Origin of the sequence: Kribbella sp. NPDC051620, assembly GCF_044453825.1 — a bacterium.
GTDB lineage: Bacteria > Actinomycetota > Actinomycetes > Propionibacteriales > Kribbellaceae > Kribbella.
Window position 1 is genome coordinate 179,203 of sequence record NZ_JBITDB010000006.1, and the last position, 17,267, is coordinate 196,469.

The window sequence follows — 17,267 nt, forward strand, 5'->3', positions numbered from 1 at the left end:
GAAACAGCCTAACCAGCAGCACCGACAAAATCCGGTACTACCAGACGCGGCCGCAAGGACAGCGGCGACGGATCGCCTACCCCGTGATAGGCGATCCGCCACCGGTTCGCTGCGTCCGGTCGTCCCCCTGTTGGCGACCGGACGCAAGTCCTATGCGGGTCGTGCCAACTCGTCCAGCACCCGGCCGGCGAACTGCTCGCCCGCCGGAAGTCCTTCGATCCACACCCGGGCCAGCTGCGGCTCGTCGCTGTCCAGCCGCCACTGGGTGATCAGGGCTCGTACCGTCTCGACCTGGTCCGGCAGGTTCGGCTCGCGGCCGACGAGCGCCGCCGCGCGGCGTGCGCCGAGGCGGCCCAGTACGTCACCGCCCGCGAACACGATCCGGAGGCACTCCGCGACGTCGATGAGCCGGAGTTCGCGCTCCAGCGGCGTGATGCCGCCCGGGTGGAGCGGCTCGACCACCACCAGTGCGTGGGTCGCCGGTACGGAAGTTCCACGGAGTTCAGCCTCCCGGTAGATCTCGCCGAGCCGGGACCGCAGGTGCGCCAGGCTGGACAGCCCGGTCAGCGGGTCCTCGCAGGACAGCGAGTGCAGATAGATGAGTGAAGCCTCGGCCCAGCTGGAACTGAGTGCGCGTACCGCTTCGAAGGCAGGCTCGCCCCCGGCGATCGAGCGGTACAGCGCACCCAGCCCATCCAGTGCCTCGAGCAGCGAGACTCCGTCCTCCGCCAACTGGCGGCCGACCTCGTCACTCGGTGGCACTACATCGGCACCGTCACGCAGCGCCTCTGCGATTGCCAGATAGGCGCTGCGGTCGATGCCAGCGGTGCCGTGCGGCTCCCTCCTTCCGCACGGTTGCTCTGCAGACGACGCCTCCGGCCGGTCCCGGGCGAGCGACCCCGCCAGGTTCAGGGACCGGCTGGGACGCAGGTCGAGCCGTCTGCGGATGTCCGCGAACAGCGACATGTCCCCTCCTCGGGTGGCCCCTTCGTCTCCCGACCGGGTGGCCGGAAGCGTCGTACTGGAGGTGAGACAGCCTGATGACGAGTTCATGACGCGGATTTCCGGATCTTTTTTCGCGTAACCTCACAGCAGTCGCCGTCGTCATCATTAGGTGCGCGGATCCGTCCCTCGTGGGAACCTTGATCCCGGCAACTAGCTGACAGACGGTGACGATGTAGTGACAAACCCAGGGGGAGCACGGATGGAGACGCCGGAAGGGCCGAGCGACGCGGAGCTGATCGCGCGCGTCCGCACCGGCGACCTCGAGGCGTACGGCGAGCTGTTCGCCCGCCACCACCACGCCGCCGAGCGGATGGCCCGCCAGCTGGTACCGGCCAATGACGCCGACGACCTGGCCAGCGACGCCTTCGCCAAGGTGCTCGATGCCCTGCGCAATGGCGGCGGCCCGGACATCTCCTTCCGGGCATACCTGCTGACCACCGTCCGGCGGGTGCACGTCGACCGGATCCGCTCCGGCCGCAAGGTCCAGACCACGGACGACATCGCGGCGTACGAGCGGGAGCCGCAGGGGTTCGACGACCCGACCGTGACCGGGTTCGAGAGTGGCGCGGCCGCCAAGGCCTTCGCCTCCCTGCCCGAGCGCTGGCAGGCAGTGCTCTGGCACACCGAGGTGGAGGGCGAGAAGCCGGCCACCATCGCCCCCATGCTCGGCCTGACCGCCAATGGCGTCTCTGCCCTCGCCTACCGGGCCCGCGAGGGTCTGCGGCAGGCCTACCTGCAGCAGCACCTGGCGGATGTCGCCGGAGACCGCTGCCGCTGGACTACTGAGCGCCTGGGCGCGTACGTGCGCGGCGGCCTCACCAAGCGGGAGAACAAGAACGTCCGCGAGCACCTGGACGACTGCGCCAAGTGCACTGCGGTCTACCTGGAGCTCGTCGAGGTCAACAGCGCACTACCAGCGCTGCTCGCCCCGGCACTACTCGGTACCGCGGGCCTCGGCTACCTGGCCGCCGCCTCGGGGGTCAAGGTCGGCTTCGTCGGCTTCCTGGTCACCGGCTGGCGCAAGGCAACAGAAAACAGCACCCGTACCGCGGTCGGCGCCGGCGCCGTCGTAGTGGTCGCCGTTGCCGCCGTGATCGCCGCGATGGCGCTCACCGGCAACGACACGCCCCAGGCAGTCATCAGCCAGCCACCGTCGCTGCAGCCGACCCAGCCCCCGCCGGCCAACCAGACCGCGAAGCCACCATCGGCCAAGCCGCCGACCGTGAAGCCTCCCGTCGTCCCACCGACCACCAAGCCCCAGCCTGAGCCGACGGAACCAGTCGACTCGACCGACCCGACCCAGCCGACGACGGCACCGACCAGCGCGCCGACCACCCCGGCGCCGACACCGCCCGAGCCGACCACGCCGATCCTCGACGAGGGGCTGCTGACGATCAGCATGCCGCCCGGCGGCGGTGCACCGGGCGGAGTCGCGTACGGCCGGCCCTACGGGGCGAGCGGCGTGCCGGACGCGTCGTACCAGTCCGGCGCGAGCCTCGAGTCGGCGAACTCGCCCTGGCTGATCACCATCAAGGTGCCGGAGGCCAACGCCAAACCCGTCGTGATCAAGATCAAGCACGGTTCGGCGCTGCTGTGGCCGGTCAGCGGCAACCCGGCGGGCTGGAGCTGCGTGAAGGCGACCGGCACCTGCACGGCCACCAACCCTGCGGCACCGGCGACGCTGCCGATCTCGTTCGCGGACCCCAAGGGTGGGACGGCCGCGCAGCGCACCTTCACCGTGTCGGCCAAGGCCGGCCGCCTGTACGACGACGACTCCGAAACCCTCGCCGCTCCGCCGCCCGCGCCGAAGCCGCACCTCGACGAGAACCTGCTGAAGCTGGTCGCCGGCAAGACCGACCCGGAAGAGTACTTCCGCACCATCGTCATCGCGCCCGGCGCCCGGCCGAGCGTGACGGTCAAGATCCAGTACGGCTCGTCGCTGTCCTGGCCGATCGCCGGGAACCCGGCCGGCTGGAAGTGCACGCCATCAGCACGCACTTGCACCGCCACCAACCCGTCGCATCCTGCTCCGCTGCCGGGCTCATTCGCAGTACCGGACGGCAGCTCGGCAGCTCGGACGTACTCGGTATCGGCCACGGCCGGCCTGCTCTTCGACACCGACTCCGAAACACTCCCCGGCCCGCAACTGGACGAGTCGCTGCTCCGGATCGTCACACCGGATCCGCGACACGACCCGAACCCCCTTGTTTACAACCGCTTCCTGACCATCAGCGGCACCACCGGGCGAGTCACCCTGGAGATCTCCTGGGGCCGCAACCTGGCTCTCCTCCCCCGGTTCGACCGCGGCTGGATCTGCTCCCGCACCACGGACGTACGCCGCGCCACCTGCACCACCGCCAACTACAAGTTGCCCTTGAACACCGAGTGGGCAGCCTGGCCGGGCTCGGGAGCCGCCAACACGGTCACCGTCACCGCAACCACACCTGCCCGCCACGACACCGACACCGTCGTCATCCCCCCGGGCAAGGTCAAGCGCTGAATTGGTTTTGCGTGCGGCTCCAGCGGCGAACTACCCTGGAGCCGTTCGTGGTGAAGGAACCGAGTAGCGGCCATCACCTCGCGCCAGAGAGAGTCGCCGGAAGCTGGGAAGGCGATGCGCGGGGCGGGCGTGAAGACACTCCTGAGCGAATGAAACGCAAGAGGCCGGGTCAGACGACGACCCGGTGAAGGTGTGGTGGCACCGCGAGATTCCCCTTCGCCCACACCTCCGGGGTTCGAGAAAACCAACGGAGGTGAATACAGCGATGCGCATTCTCAACCACGAGATCCCCTCAGCAGTAGGCCAGACCGTCACGGTGGCCGGCTGGGTCCATCGAAGACGACGGCTGGCGGCCGTCAGCTTCCTGGTACTGCGGGACCGCTCCGGCCTGAGCCAGATCGTCGTCAAGACGGCCGAAACCCAAGCCCAGCTGGACGAACTCGGCGAGGAGACCGTCGTCCAGGTGACCGGTACCGTCGCCGCCAACCCGCAAGCACCGGGTGGCGCCGAGATCGTCGACCCAGTCATCGAGCCGCTGACCGAACCGGCACAGACGCCGCCCATCGAGCTCTGGCGCCCGACGGTCGGGGCCGGGCTGCACGTAGTACTGGACAACGCGCCGGTCGCCCTCAGGCACCCGGCTGTCCGGGCCGGGTGGGAGGTCGCCGCGGCCGCGTTGCACGGCTACCGGCGCTCCCTCGACGGGCAGGGTTTCACTGAGATCCAGACCCCGAAGATCGTCGGTACCGCGACCGAGTCCGGCGCCAACGTCTTCGCCCTGGACTACTTCGGCGGGCCGGCGTACCTGGCGCAGTCGCCGCAGTTCTACAAGCAGACGATGGTCGGGGTGTTCGAGCGGGTCTACGAGGTCGGCCCGGTGTTCCGCGCCGAGCCACACGACACGGTCCGGCACCTGGCCGAGTACGTCTCGCTCGACGCCGAGCTCGGCTTCATCCAGGACCACCGCGACGTTCTCGCCGTACTGCGGAACGTCATCTCCGACATGCTCGGAGCCGTCGGCGAGCGTGCCGGTGGCGCGCTGGAGCGGCTCGGCGTCAAGCTGCCGGAGATCCCCACGGAGGTGCCCGTCCTGCACTTCAGCGAGGCACTGAAGCTGGCCGGCGCGAGCCCGGACGAGCCCGACCTTGCGCCGGCCGACGAGCGCGCGATCGGTGAGTGGGCGTTGCGCGAGCACGGCAGCGAGTTCGTCGCGGTCGAGGGATACCCGATGGTGAAGCGGCCGTTCTACACGCATCCGCAGCCGTCAGACCCGCGTTGGTCCAACTCGTTCGACCTTCTCTTCAAGGGGGTTGAGCTGGTTACTGGTGGGCAGCGGCTGCACCGGTACAGCGAGTACGTGGCGGCCCTGGAGGCGCGAGGCGAGTCGGCGGACGCACCGGCGTACCGGTCGTATCTGCAGACGTTCAAGCACGGGATGCCGCCGCACGGCGGGTTCGCGATCGGGCTGGAACGGTTCGTGGCCAGGCTGACCGGCGCGGAGAACGTCCGCGAGGTCACGCTGTTCCCGCGCGACCTGCACCGGCTCACACCGTAGGCCACTGGCTAGCTGTTCCTCCGCGCGGCGGAGGAACAGCTAGTGCCCCGAGTCCGAAGTTGTTTGACAGTGAGCGGTGTCCAGGTGCGTGCATCGCGGTGGCGGAGAAGCGGCCTCGATGTTTTTCCATCGTGGCCGTTTCTCCGCTGCCGCGAGGTGCGTGCCTGGGCGCCGCTCACGTCAAAGAACTTCGGACTCGGGGCACTAGTTGGCCACAGTCACGGGGATCGAGGCGCTCGCCTGGCTGACGTTGTTCACGTTGTCCGTGCCGACGATCACCAGCCGGTACGGTCCGTTGGCGGGCTGACTGGTCCAGGTCACCGGATAGTTCCCTGCTGCCGTTGTCGAGGAGCCGATCAGCGTCCAGTTGGCGCTCGTGCACGCGCCGGTGTAGCCGGAGCAGCGGTAGTACGAAACCGTCTTCACCCCCGACCCGCTGCCGTCGCTCACGGCGCTGGTCAACGCAGCTCCGTTGCTCACGGCAACGGTGACGTTGAAGGCGCCCGACGCCGGGGACGAGGTCAGCCCACTCGCCGACGCCGTCAAGGTGAGCCCGGTGGCTGCCGTGTTGATGATGACGCCGCTGAAGGTGGCCCGCCCCGCGCTGTTGGTGGTCGCCGTGGCCCCGGCGTCGATCACGCCCGCGGACACGGCCAGCGTGACGCTGATCCCGGAAGCGGCGACAGCGTTGCCGCTCGAGTCCTGCACCTGAACGGTGATGGCCGGCGAGATCGCCGACCCCGCCGAGGCGGAAGACGGGCCTTGTGCGAAGGCAAGCTTGCTCCCGGCCGGCACGCTGATGACGATCGAGCCACTGGTCGCCGTGGTAATCCCTGTGCGACTCGTGTCCGTTGCGGTCAGCGTGTAGGTCCCACCAGTGGTGAAGAACACCCCACTGAAGGCCGCGACACCGGCCGCGGCCGCAACGTTGGTGTACGTCGCGGGTGCTGAGTCGATCGTTCCTCCCGCCGGACCGCTGGCGATGCTCAGCGTGATGGTGTCGGTGGAGCCGGCCCCGGTGGTGATCGTGTTGCCGACCGCGTCCTTGACGGAAACCCGGAAGGTGGCCAGTGGGGAGCCGGAGGTACCGGTGGCCGGTGGCGCGGTGGTGTAGGCCAACTGCGCTGGTGCCCCCGCGCTCAGGACGATGGCGGCTGACGGCGAACCGGCTGTGCCGTCATTGGAGGTCGCAACGCTGAAATTGGCGGCTGGATAGGTGCCCACTGACCCATTGGTGATCCCTGCGATCGAGAGCTTGGCCGCAGTGCCTTTTGTGTGTGCGCAGGTGCTACCGGCCAGCAGGATCGTGACGACGTCACCGCTCGTCGACGCCGTGGCCGTACAGCTCGTGAACCCGCTGATCAGCGTCACGGCCGGAGTGCCTGGCTCGGTGAATGCGGCGGGGAAGGTCACGATGACGGTGTTGCCGGCGGCGAGATCGCCGGCGTTGCCGTTGGCGGTCGTGAAGCCGATCTCCCAGCTGGCCGTGGCCCCTGCTGTCAGCGACGAACCGACGAAGGTGACGCCGCTGGTGGCGGCGAACGCTGCCGGTCCGCCGACGATGCTGAGGGTGACGCCGACCAGCGTCGCGACGACGGCGCCGATCAGCCACACCAGCTTGCTCTTCCAGGGCTTCATCATCAGGAGTGTCCGTTCACAGTCGGGCGGGTGACGGTTGGTGGCGTGGTGTCCACGGTGATCGGCGTGGCCGCGCTGGGTGTGCTGGTGTTGCCGGCTGCGTCGGTGGCTACTGCGACTACTCGGTACGGGCCGTCTGCCGCGAGTGGTGCGGCAGTGGGGACCGGGAAGTTGGTTGCTGAGGCTGTGGAGGTGCCGATGCCGGTCCAGTTCGCGCTGGTGCAAGCGCCGGTGGAGCCGGCGCAGTAGTAGTAGGTGACTGAGGCGACACCCGAGTCGGTGTCAGTCGCTGCGGCGGTGAGGGTCACTACCTCGTTGTTGACGAACAGTGGGTTGGTGCCGAAGGTGACGGCGGCTGTGGCCCCCGGTGCGGCGGTGGTCGGCGCGGTTACGTCGTACAGGACCGTGTTGTCGGTGCTGGTCGAGGCGGTGTTGCCGGCGCCCGCTGCGTCGTGCACGGTGTTCGCTGCGATCGACACGCTCACACTGCCGGTACCAGTCAGCCCGCTGACTGCGATGTTGTACGCCGTACCGCTCCCGGTGACGACCGCTGTCGCAGTACCGGGTGTGACGGTCACGTCGGAGCTGGTGAAGTCGGTGACGACGGCGTCGAAGACGGCGGTGAAGTTGATCGGCGCGATCCTGGTCGGGTCGGCCTGGCCTGCTGCCTGGTTGACCGTGACCGCGGGCCTGGTGTTGTTGACCGTGACGTTCCCACTCGGGGCGCTCACTGCTGTCCAACTGGCCAGCACGCCGGTGACTACGTAGTGGTAGATCCCGTCTGCCACAGCGAGGTCACTGCACGACGTACCGGCCGTAGGTGTTGCAGGAGACGTACCGCACGCGGCGGCTGTCGAGCTGTCGCTGTTGCGGATGCGGGTGACGTAGTACCCGGTCGACTGGGCCGAAGCGGTCCAGCTGACGGCGACCGTGCCACTGCCGGGTGTCGCTTCAGCGGCGACATTGGTCGGCAGGTCCAGGGTGCCGGTCGGTGCACTGCCCGTACCGGTGCCGGACGCGCCCCAGAAGGCCAGCGCGACTCCAGTCGCCGTCAGCAGGGCCACTGTTGCACCGAGCAGGAGAAGCAAGCGTCTGCGGATCATGGGTTCAGCTCCCCTGACCTGAGCCGGAGTAGGCGAGTGTGAGGGTGGAGCCCTTGCAGCCGTCCTGGTTCAGCGCGGTGTTGAGCATCGACACCTTCGGCCTGGCGGACAGGGCGACGCCGAGGTCGGCCAAGGACTTACTGCTGTTGGCCGGGGCGCTGAGCGGATAGGGCCCGCTGTACTGCGTGACCGCGTAGTCCGCCGCGGTACACGGCTGGTTGTGGGCGATCGCGTACGCCGTCCGCGTCACCGACTGCACTGTCGCGGTCAGGTTGGAGATGGCCAGTGGCTTGTTGTTCGGGTTCGTCAGGATGAGGTTCAGCGGACGGGAGATGCCCGGCGCCAGCGGCTCGGTGAGGTTCCCCGAGATGGTGAACGGCTTGCCGTTCGCGCTGATGACGAGGTCGACACTCGAGTACGCGTACTGCGTGGTGCCGCTCGGGCTCGGGCCGGAGCCCACGAGCCGCAAGGTGAAGGTGCCGTTGGGCGCCGTAGCGGGTGTGGTGACCTGCAGAGTGGCGGTGTTCCCGGTTGCCGGGTTCGGCGTGAAGACAGCTGTCGCGCCGGCGGGAAGACCTCCTTGTACCGCGAACGTGACGGCGGCAGGCAGGTTCGTCCGGGCCAGTTGCACGTCGTACGCCGCGGTGGAGCCGGGCGCCATCGTGACGGAGGCCGGCGTCGTGGTCATCGTCAGCGAACTCGACAACGGCTGATTCACCGTCAGGCCGGCCGAGACCGTGCCGTTCACGTTGCCGGCGGCAGCGCCCTTGACGGTGATCGTTCCCGATGCGATCGGCGTACTCGCCGTGGTGCTGACAGTCAGTGTCGAGGTGCCAGTACTGCCGGAGGTCAGCGTGACCGATGACGGGCTGAGCGCAGCCGATGCGCCGGTCGGCACCCCATTCGCGGTCAGCGCCACCGTTCCGGTGAAGCCGCCGGTCGAGGTGATCGCCACGGTGTAGGTGGCGGCCTGGCCGCGGGTGATGGACTGGCCGGCGGGTGAGATCCCGAGGGTGATACCGGGCTTGGCCGGCTGTGCGGCGTACGCGACTCCGGCCGCGGCCAGCAACACCAACAGCCCTGCGAGGACGAGCTTTGTGACGGCATGGGCAGACCGAAGGGCCGCAAACACGCGCCGGGGCGACATCTGCACCTCACTCCTTTCGGCTGGCATGACACGAGGGGACGACGAACTGCCGCGTTCCCGGACCGGGCGACGCTGCGCCCGGCCCCGGGAAGACGCGGGGCTAGTTGCTGGCGTAGGCGAGGTTGACCGTCGCGCCCTTGCAGCCGTCCTGGTTGGCCGCGGCCTTGTTGTTGAACTTCAAGGTCGCGCCGGTGAAGCCATGGGATCCGGCTGCGGCGATGTCGGAAGCCACCGACATGACCGGCGAGGCGAGCGTGTAGTCGCTGGCGTCACAGCTGCCGACCGCGCCCACGGCCTGGGACACGCTGGCGATGCTCACCGTGACGGAGTTGACGTACGCGCTGTTGGCCGCGTTGTTCGTGACCGTGCCGCTGATGGTCTGCGCCGAGTCGCCCGGGTAGAAGGGCGTGAACACGGTGGTCTGCGCGATGGTGAGGTCGCTGCCGCCGGCGGACGTGCTGCCCGTGCCGGTGCCGGAACCGGTGGTGCTCCAGTAGGCGAAGGCCGAGCCTGCGCCGATGACGACGACCGCGGCGGCCGCCAGGATGATCTTCTTCTTGTTCCGCATGGTGGTCGTTCTCCTCTCCCCGTCAGGGGATCCGATGGAAGCTCGTTCGCGATCCGGACCGGACCGACATCACGAAGAGTGACAGTGATCACGATTGGTTCCTGTCGGCTCGTCGGGTGGACTTCGCGCTCCGATCGGGTAGTTCGGTTGACGGGTGATCGGTGGTACCGAAGGCGGTCCGGCGCGTGTATGGTTCGGCCGGGCCTGGCCCCGGCGGCACCGGCCCGCGCCGGCCGAAGGATCGGGAGACCGAACGATGACCTCTGAGACTGAGCAAGCCGTGCTGGCCGCGGTCGACGACGCGCGGATCGTGGCGGACCTGCGGGAGTTGGTACAGATCCCGAGCGTGGACGGCACGGCGGTCGAGAACGAGATCCAGGGCTGGGTGGCCGCGCGGCTGCGGGGCCTCGGTATGGACGTCGACCACTGGCAGTTCGACCTGCCCGCGATCACCGGGGATCCCGACTTCCCCGGCTGGGAGGTCGACCGCTCCGAGGCATGGGGCTGCGTCGGCTTGCTCGGCGGCAGCACGGTCACCAATTGCGAGGGCCATGGTCGGCCGGACCCGGCCTGGGCCGTTCCCGCGCTGATCCTGAACGGGCATGTCGATGTGGTGCCGGTCGGGGATCTTGCGCTCTGGCCGGATGGGGATCCGTTCTCGGGGCGGGTGAGTGACGGGATCATGTGGGGCCGCGGTACCTGCGACATGAAGGGCGGGCTGGCCGCGATCATCGGCGCCGTCGCCGCTCTGGCCGCCAGCGGAGTCACGCTGCGGAGGCCGCTGGCCGTGCACACCGTGGTCGGTGAGGAGGACGGCGGGCTGGGCGCGTTCGGGACGCTCAAGCGCGGGCATACCGGCGACGCCTGCCTGATCGCCGAGCCGACCGCCGGTGGCGTCATCCCGGCGAACGCGGGCTCCCTCACCTTCCGCCTCGAGGTCCCTGGCCTCGCGACGCACGGCTCGACCCGTACTCGCGGGGTCAGCGCGATCGAGAAGTTCGCCCTCATCCAGGAGGCGCTGGTACGGCTGGAGGTCGAGCGCAACCGGGACCCGCACCCCCTGCTCAAACACCTCGACCTCGCCAACCCGCTGTCGGTCGGCACGGTCCAGGCGGGCGACTGGGCCAGCACTGTGCCCGACCTACTCGTCGCAGAGGGCCGGTACGGCGTACGCCTGGGCGAGCCGGTCGCTGACGCCAGGCGGGCGTTCGAGCAGGCGGTAGCCGAGGCCTGTGAGGGCGACGCCTGGCTGCGCGAGCACCCGGTCAAGGTCAGCTGGCCCGGTGGGGTGTTCGCGTCCGGGCTGCTCCCAGAGGGCGATCCGCTACTGGACCACACGTTGCAGGCGGCAACGGCTGCGGGTGCTCCTGACGTGCCGGAAGTTAAGGGCGGGCCTTATGGGTCGGACCTGCGGCAGTACGCGGCTGCAGGTATTCCCACGTTGCAGTACGGCCCAGGGGACGTCCGCTACGCCCATGCAACCGACGAGCACGTTCCATTGGCTGAAGTTCTCCACTGCGCCCGCACCTACGCTCTACTCGCGCTACGGCGGTGTGGTTAGGACGCCGCCTCCTTCTCTCTCCGCTTTCCTTCCTTCCCTTAGTTCCTTCTCTCTCCGCTTTCCTTCCTTCCCTTAGTGGTAGAAAGTGGCAATGGAACCGCTGCGGGGGCGCTCAGCCGAGCTGGGGCAACTGCTGGCGGCCATGCGCGCTGCGGAGAGTGGCGACGCGTCGCTGACGGTGGTGACCGGCGAGCCCGGCATCGGCAAGTCTGCCCTGGTGCGGGCTCTCGTGGAGCAGGCGGAGCGGCACGGCTTGCTGGTAGCCCAGGCTGCGGCCCACCAGACGGATGAGCTCAGCCCGCTCGCGTCCCTGGCTCCTGCGCTCCGGTCCGGCCCGGAGCCGCTCATCAGTACCGAACACTTCCTGGAGCTGGCCTCCCTCAACGCTCAACCGCTCTGGCTGGGCGAGCGGCTCGCGGACCTGCTCGGCAAGCGGCTGGACGGCGTCTCGGCCCTGATCGTTCTCGACGACGCCCAGTGGGCCGACCCGCTGACCAACTTCGTCCTGCGGGTTGTCATCGCCCGGCTGAGCCGCGCGAAGGTGATGTGGCTGCTCGCTACCCGCCCTGCGCCGGGTGGCCTGTTCGACCAGCTCGTGGACGCCGTCCGCGACCAGGTACCGGTCCACGCGATCCAGCTGGCTCCGCTGAGCACGGAGGCCGTCCTGGAGCTGGCGGCCGACCGGCTCGGCACGCGGGTCGACCCCGCGTTGTCGGTCCGGCTGAGCGGCGTACAGGGTGTGCCGTTCCTGGCTGAGCAACTGGTCGCCGGGCTGTACCTGGCCGACCTGCCGGACGGCCTGGTGGAGGGCGTGCGGCGACGTGTCAGCAGTACGTCGGAACTGTGCCAGGCGTTGCTTCGTACGGCGGCTGTCTTCGGCAGCGAGTTCCAGCTGGACGATGTCGCCCTGCTGATGGGTGAACCGATCGCCAGGCTGGCCGGCGCGCTGGACGAGGCCATGCGCGCCGGGTTGCTGGCTGACGGGAGCTCTACGTTGAGCTTCCGGCACGAGCTGCTGCGGTCCGCAGTACTGGCCGAGGTGCCACCTTCGGCCCAGCGGGCTCTGCACCGGGCGATCGCGGATCAGCTGCTCGCCAACGGACGGGGTGCGTCAGCTGCTGCACCGCACATCCTGGCCACGGCCGCCACTGGTGACCTCGGTGCCATCAGCACTCTCCGGAAGGCCGCCCACGAGCTGCTGGAGACCATGTCGATCACGGCGATCAGCGTGATCCAGCAGACATTCGAGCTCACACCTGTCGACGATGCCATTCGTGGTGACGTCGGCGAGGACGTGGTCGAAGTACTGCTCGGTGGACGGCAGTTCGCGGCCGCTGAGGCGTTCGCGAACGACCTGCTGGGCGGTACTGCGCTCTACCGGGGGCCGGTCTCCCCCGACCTGCGCGCGGCGATCCGGCTGCGACTGATGCCGCACATGTGGGCCACTGGGAGGCTAGGGCTGTCCGAGCTGGACGTGCCGGGCGCCTCGGCGCCATTCGCCGCCAGGTTGCGGGCATACCGGGTGCTGGCTCGGCTGGAAGAGCCGTTCGAGACGACCGACCCGGTCGCGGCCGGAGTACAGCAACTGGCCGAGGCGGAGCGCGCCAAGGCAGTCGGCCGGTACGTGGAGGCGTACGGCCTCTACCGCGCGGCACGAGCCGCGACCGGCGACGATGTCGGAAGTCTGCCCGCCATGCTCATCGAGCTCGACGAACTGTTCTGCCGGGCGCAGCTCGACGACCTGGCCGGTGCCCTCTCCCGGCTGAAGGAGCTGATCGGTACGAGCGACTCCTGGCTCGCCCCGCAGTTGTCGGTGCTGCGCGCGCGCCTGGAGCTTGCCACTGGCAACCTCGCCGCGGCCGCCGATGCCGCGAACGCCTGCCTCCGCTGGAGCCCGCAGGTCTTCGACCTCTCGTCACAGACCCCCGCCCGCCAGATCCTCGCCCTGGTGGCCCTGCTCAAGGGCCGCCTCTCCGAGGCCCGCGAACAAGCCACCGACGACCAGATCCGCGCGCTGCTGGAGGTGGCCGACGGAGACACCTCCGCCGCGACCAGGCTGCTGGACGCCCCGCTCGACTACCCCGAGCGCCACACCCTCCTGCTCAATGCGGCCACCAGTACCTCGGACGTGAAGGTCGCCACCCGGGCAGCTGAGCTCCTGGCAAGCCAGGCCGAGGCGAGCCCCACTGTGACGTTCCGGTCCACGGCCCAGCTGGCCGGCTGCTGGAACGACCTGACCTTCCACGCCACGGTGGATGAGGACGTGGCTGCTGCCCGGGCCCGAATGGCTGACGTGGTCGACGACCTGCGGAGCTCGCCGCGGCCGCTGTTGCTGGCATGCGCGGAGGCCCTGCACGGCAGAGTCGAACTGGAGCACGGGGAGCGCGCGAAGGCTGTTGCCGCGCTGGAGAGTGCGCTCGCCACCTTCACCGAGCTCGGTGCGGCCGCACCGGCGACCAGGGTGCAGGCGATACTTCAGGCGGCCGGCGTACGGCGGCGGAGGTGGGCTGCGGTGCAGCAGCGGCCGGAGTTGGGGTGGGAAGCGCTGACGCCGATGGAACGGCGGGTGGCCTTGCTGGTGGCTGAGGGTCATACGAACCGGTCGGCGGCGGATGAGCTGGTGCTGTCGGCCAGTACGGTCGGGACCCACCTGAGGGCGGCGTTCGGGAAGTTGGGGGTCAACTCGCGGGTGCAGCTGACCCGGCTGGTGCTCGAACGGTTCGCGTCTCCCCCAAACGCATGAGATTTGGGTGCACCGGGTGAGCTGACCCGCCCGGAGAGTTCATCCGACTTCCGCTGTTCGGTCGATTCGGGGGCGCACCGATCCGGGGTTCTATTGCGGTGCTGGAAATCCTACGGAAGAGAACGAGGAACAAAGATGAGCGAGAAAGCCACCACCGTCGTCCTGGTCCACGGCGCGTTCGCCGACGCGTCCAGCTGGAACGAGGTCGTCGCCGACCTCACCGCCCGCGGCATCAACACGCTGGCGCCGGCCAACGAGCTGAGCGGCATCGCCCGCGACGGCAGCCGGCTGGCCGCCCAGGTCCGCGAGATCGACGGCCCGGTCGTCCTGGTCGGCCACTCCTACGGCGGCGCGGTCATCACCGCCGCGGCCAACGAGGCGGACAACGTCACCGGCCTGGTCTACATCGCGGCCTTCGCACCGGACGAGGGCGAGACCCTGGGCGGCCTGAACGAGAGCTTCCCCGCGACCGACTTCGGTACCGGCCTCGCACCGCACAACCTGCCGGCCACGGACGGCAGCGAAGAGACCTGGCTGAGCATCGCGACCGACAAGTTCCACCAGCTGTTCGCGGCCGACGTACCGGCCGCGCAGGCCGATGTGATGGGCCGCTCGCAGCGCCCGATCGCCGCCGCCGCGTTCGGCGAGCCGGCCCCCGCGGCCAGCTGGAAGCGCCTGCCCACCCACTTCCTGATCGCGACCGGCGACCAGGCCATCCACCCCGACGGCGAGCGCGAGATGGCCAAGCGCGCCGGCGGCACCACGATCGAGGTCGACGCCTCGCACGCCGTCTCGGTCTCCCAGCCGAAGACCGTCGCCGCCTTCATCGCCTCCGCGCTCTGATCCTCACACCCAACAGGAGTAACAGATCATGAATCCCCTTCGCCGTACCCTCGTAGCCGTCGCCAGCCTCGCGTTGCTGGCCACCGGCGCCACCGCCGCCACCGCGAACACCGACAAGAACCCGAGCAAGCCCAAGCCGACCATCGTCCTGGTCCACGGCGCCTTCGCCGACGGCGGCAGCTGGAACAAGGTCAGCGAGAAGCTCCAGCGCGACGGCTACAAGGTCGTCGTCCCCGCCAACCCGCTGCGCGGTCCCGAGAGCGACACCAAGTACCTGACCGGCGTACTGGCCGGCATCCCCGGCCCGAAGGTGCTGGTCGGCCACTCCTACGGCGGCGCGATCATCACCGAGCTCGCCTCCACCCCGGACGTCAAGGCCCTCGTGTACGTCGCGGCCTTCATCCCGCAGGCCGGTGAGACCGTCGGCGGACTCAACTCCCAGTTCCCGGGCAGCGAGATCGGCCCCGACACCACCGATGTCATCTCGTACGCCGGTGGCGTCGACCTGGCGATGAAGCCCGAGGCCTTCCGCACCGTCTTCGCCGACGACCTGCCGTACCGCGAGCAGTCGCTGCTCGGCGCCTCCCAGCGTCCGATCGCGGCGTCGGCCTTCACCGAGGTGATCAAGAAGTCCGCCCCGGCCGACCTCCCGAAGTACGCGATCCTGCCGTCGAAGGACCGCGCCATCGCCCCCGCGGCCGAGGCCTGGATGGCCCAGCGCGCCGGCGCCAAGACCGTCAAGGTCCAGGGCGCGTCCCACCTGGTGATGCTGTCCGAGCCCACCCCGGTGACCAAGCTGATCGAGCAGGCCGCCACCAACCGCTAGTGTCCTGAGTCGGACGATCGTGCTTCAGCTCCGGTGGTCAGGTGCGTGCATCGCGGTGCTGGAGGAGCGTCCTCGATGCGAAGCATCGTGGACGCTTCACCAGTGCCGCGAGGTGCGTGCCTGGGCGCCGGAGATGTGCACGAGCGTCCGACTCAGGGCACTCGCCATCTTCCAGCCCAAGTCGCCCGGTCCCGGATCCTCGGGGCCGGGCGTTCTTGGGAATACAGCGGCAGTACTGACTGTTTTTCAGCTTCATGCGCATAGATATCTGGTCCGACGTCGTCTGCCCGTTCTGCTACATCGGGAAGCGGCACCTGGAACAGGCCCTGACGGCCTCCGGCGAGCAGGCCGAGGTCGTCTGGCACAGCTTCCAGCTGGACCCGTCGTCGACCAACGACGACCCCCGCGACCTGGCGCTGCGGCTCGGCGAGAAGTACGGCCGGGGGCGTGAGTGGGGCGAGCAGGCGAACGCGCACGTGACCAAGAGCGCCGCCGCGGTCGGGCTGGACTTCCACCTCGAGGACGCGAAGTCGGCGAACACGCTGGACGCCCACCGCGTCCTCCACCTCGCGCTGGAGCTCGCTGAGGCGGGCGAAGTACCGGCCGACACGCAGGACCGGCTCAAGGAGCGCTTCCTCAAGGGCTACTTCACCGACGGCCTCCCGATGGGCGACCACGCGACGCTGACCAGGCTCGCCGTCGAGACCGGCCTCCCCGAGGACCAGGTCACCGAGGTCCTTGCCGGTACGGCGTACGCCGACGACGTGGCGGCCGACCAGGCCCAGGCGCTCGCGTACGGCGCGAACGGCGTCCCCTTCTTCGTGATCGACCAGAAGTACGGCGTGAGCGGCGCCCAGCCGGTCGAGGTCTTCACCGAGGCGATCCGGCGGGCCGCCGCGGACCGTCCGGCGGTGACGCTGATCACGACTCCGGGCAGCACCGACGACGCCGCCTGCGGCCCGGACGGCTGCGCGATCTAAGCCTGGATCGCACAAACGGATTCAGGCTGGGTACAAGACACACGGGCACCTGGTGCCCCACCGGGATTGTCGGACCAGGTAAGAAGGAGCCATGACTGTCGTGCGCGCACTGGCCAGGCCGTTGCTGTCCACCATCTTCGTCGTCCAGGGCGCGAAGGCGATCCGGGACCCGGAGCCGCATGTCGCGAAGGCTCAACCGGTCGCGGACCGGTTCGTCCCGCTGATCCAGAAGGTCACCCCGGCGCAGGTTGGCGACCGGATCCCGGAGAGCACGGTCAACCTCGTCCGGCTAAACGGCGCCGCCCAGGTGCTCGGCGGCCTCGCGCTCGCCAGCGGCAAGGGCCGCAGGCTCGGCGCGATACTGCTGGCCGGCTCGCTGGTGCCGACGACGCTCGCCGGGCACTCGTTCTGGCAGGAGACCGACAAGGCCGCGAAGGCGGCTCAGAAGGTCCAGTTCATGAAGAACCTGGGCATCATGGGCGGGCTGCTGCTCGCCGCCGTCGACACCGAGGGCAAGCCGGGCGTCGCCTGGCGCGCCACGCATGGAGCCAAGGCGGCCAAACGCGAGACGAAGCGCGGCGCCAAGCTGGCGAAGCGGGAGGCGAAGCAGTTCGCCCGCACCGCCCGCCGCGAGGCCAAGCTGGCCGCCCACGCCGCCAAGGCAGAACTCCCCTTCGGCTGAGCCAAGGCCGACCTGCCCTGCGGCTGACCCGGCTCGGCAAGGCCGGACTCACCTCCGGGCCGGCCCGAGTTCGGGGCTGCGACCGCCTCGAACCTGACTTCGTGAGGTTCCGCCGC

The 17,267-nt window shown here is 69.3% G+C and carries 13 protein-coding genes; 8 read left to right on the top strand and 5 right to left on the bottom strand.

The window, feature by feature from the left end:
- Nucleotides 1-150: 150 nt before the first annotated feature.
- Nucleotides 151-966, bottom strand: coding sequence for a hypothetical protein (locus ACIA12_RS30435; RefSeq protein WP_396370611.1), 816 nt, complete (start codon nucleotides 964-966; stop codon nucleotides 151-153).
- A gap of 238 nt (nucleotides 967-1,204) precedes the next feature.
- On the opposite strand from ACIA12_RS30435, the gene ACIA12_RS30440 reads away from it, so the two are divergent.
- Nucleotides 1,205-3,505: a sigma-70 family RNA polymerase sigma factor gene (locus tag ACIA12_RS30440; protein WP_396370612.1), complete on the top strand. Its 2,301-nt coding sequence runs from the start codon at nucleotides 1,205-1,207 to the stop codon at nucleotides 3,503-3,505.
- 265 nt (nucleotides 3,506-3,770) lie between these two features.
- Complete coding sequence (gene aspS / locus ACIA12_RS30445; protein WP_396370613.1) at nucleotides 3,771-5,060, top strand: aspartate--tRNA(Asn) ligase; 1,290 nt, start codon at nucleotides 3,771-3,773, stop codon at nucleotides 5,058-5,060.
- A gap of 204 nt (nucleotides 5,061-5,264) precedes the next feature.
- Here aspS and ACIA12_RS30450 read toward each other — a convergent pair whose 3' ends face one another.
- The 4 genes from ACIA12_RS30450 to ACIA12_RS30465 all read right to left on the bottom strand — a co-directional run bounded on the left by ACIA12_RS30450 (nucleotide 5,265) and on the right by ACIA12_RS30465 (nucleotide 9,516).
- Nucleotides 5,265-6,701, bottom strand: coding sequence for a hypothetical protein (locus tag ACIA12_RS30450; protein ID WP_396370614.1), 1,437 nt, complete (start codon nucleotides 6,699-6,701; stop codon nucleotides 5,265-5,267).
- Complete coding sequence (locus ACIA12_RS30455) at nucleotides 6,701-7,801, bottom strand: hypothetical protein (RefSeq protein ID WP_396370615.1); 1,101 nt, start codon at nucleotides 7,799-7,801, stop codon at nucleotides 6,701-6,703. The genes ACIA12_RS30450 and ACIA12_RS30455 overlap by 1 nt, the downstream gene beginning before the upstream one ends.
- Before the next feature lie 4 nt (nucleotides 7,802-7,805).
- Complete coding sequence (locus ACIA12_RS30460) at nucleotides 7,806-8,948, bottom strand: hypothetical protein (RefSeq protein WP_396370616.1); 1,143 nt, start codon at nucleotides 8,946-8,948, stop codon at nucleotides 7,806-7,808.
- A 100-nt stretch (nucleotides 8,949-9,048) separates the two neighbouring features.
- Nucleotides 9,049-9,516 (bottom strand): hypothetical protein, encoded by a 468-nt coding sequence (locus tag ACIA12_RS30465; protein WP_396370617.1) that lies wholly within the window; start codon nucleotides 9,514-9,516, stop codon nucleotides 9,049-9,051.
- Between the two features lie 256 nt (nucleotides 9,517-9,772).
- Between ACIA12_RS30465 and ACIA12_RS30470 the strand changes: the two genes are divergently transcribed.
- The 6 genes from ACIA12_RS30470 (at nucleotide 9,773) to ACIA12_RS30495 (ending at nucleotide 17,151) form a co-directional block, all read left to right on the top strand.
- Nucleotides 9,773-11,077 carry an ArgE/DapE family deacylase gene (locus ACIA12_RS30470; protein WP_396370618.1) on the top strand — a complete coding sequence of 435 codons (1,305 nt, stop codon included), beginning with the start codon at nucleotides 9,773-9,775 and terminating at the stop codon, nucleotides 11,075-11,077.
- 91 nt (nucleotides 11,078-11,168) lie between these two features.
- On the top strand, nucleotides 11,169-13,820 hold the full coding sequence (locus ACIA12_RS30475) for an ATP-binding protein (protein WP_396370619.1): 2,652 nt from the start codon (nucleotides 11,169-11,171) through the stop codon (nucleotides 13,818-13,820).
- 135 nt (nucleotides 13,821-13,955) lie between these two features.
- Nucleotides 13,956-14,663 (top strand): alpha/beta fold hydrolase, encoded by a 708-nt coding sequence (locus tag ACIA12_RS30480; protein WP_396370620.1) that lies wholly within the window; start codon nucleotides 13,956-13,958, stop codon nucleotides 14,661-14,663.
- Between the two features lie 28 nt (nucleotides 14,664-14,691).
- Nucleotides 14,692-15,489, top strand: a complete 798-nt coding sequence (locus tag ACIA12_RS30485) for an alpha/beta hydrolase (protein WP_396370621.1) — start codon at nucleotides 14,692-14,694, stop codon at nucleotides 15,487-15,489.
- Nucleotides 15,490-15,743: 254 nt separating this feature from the next.
- A complete protein-coding gene (locus ACIA12_RS30490; protein ID WP_396370622.1) occupies nucleotides 15,744-16,469 on the top strand; it encodes a DsbA family oxidoreductase in 726 nt (241 codons plus the stop codon).
- Between the two features lie 91 nt (nucleotides 16,470-16,560).
- Nucleotides 16,561-17,151, top strand: coding sequence for a DoxX family protein (locus tag ACIA12_RS30495; protein ID WP_396370623.1), 591 nt, complete (start codon nucleotides 16,561-16,563; stop codon nucleotides 17,149-17,151).
- The last annotated feature ends 116 nt before the right edge of the window (nucleotides 17,152-17,267 follow it).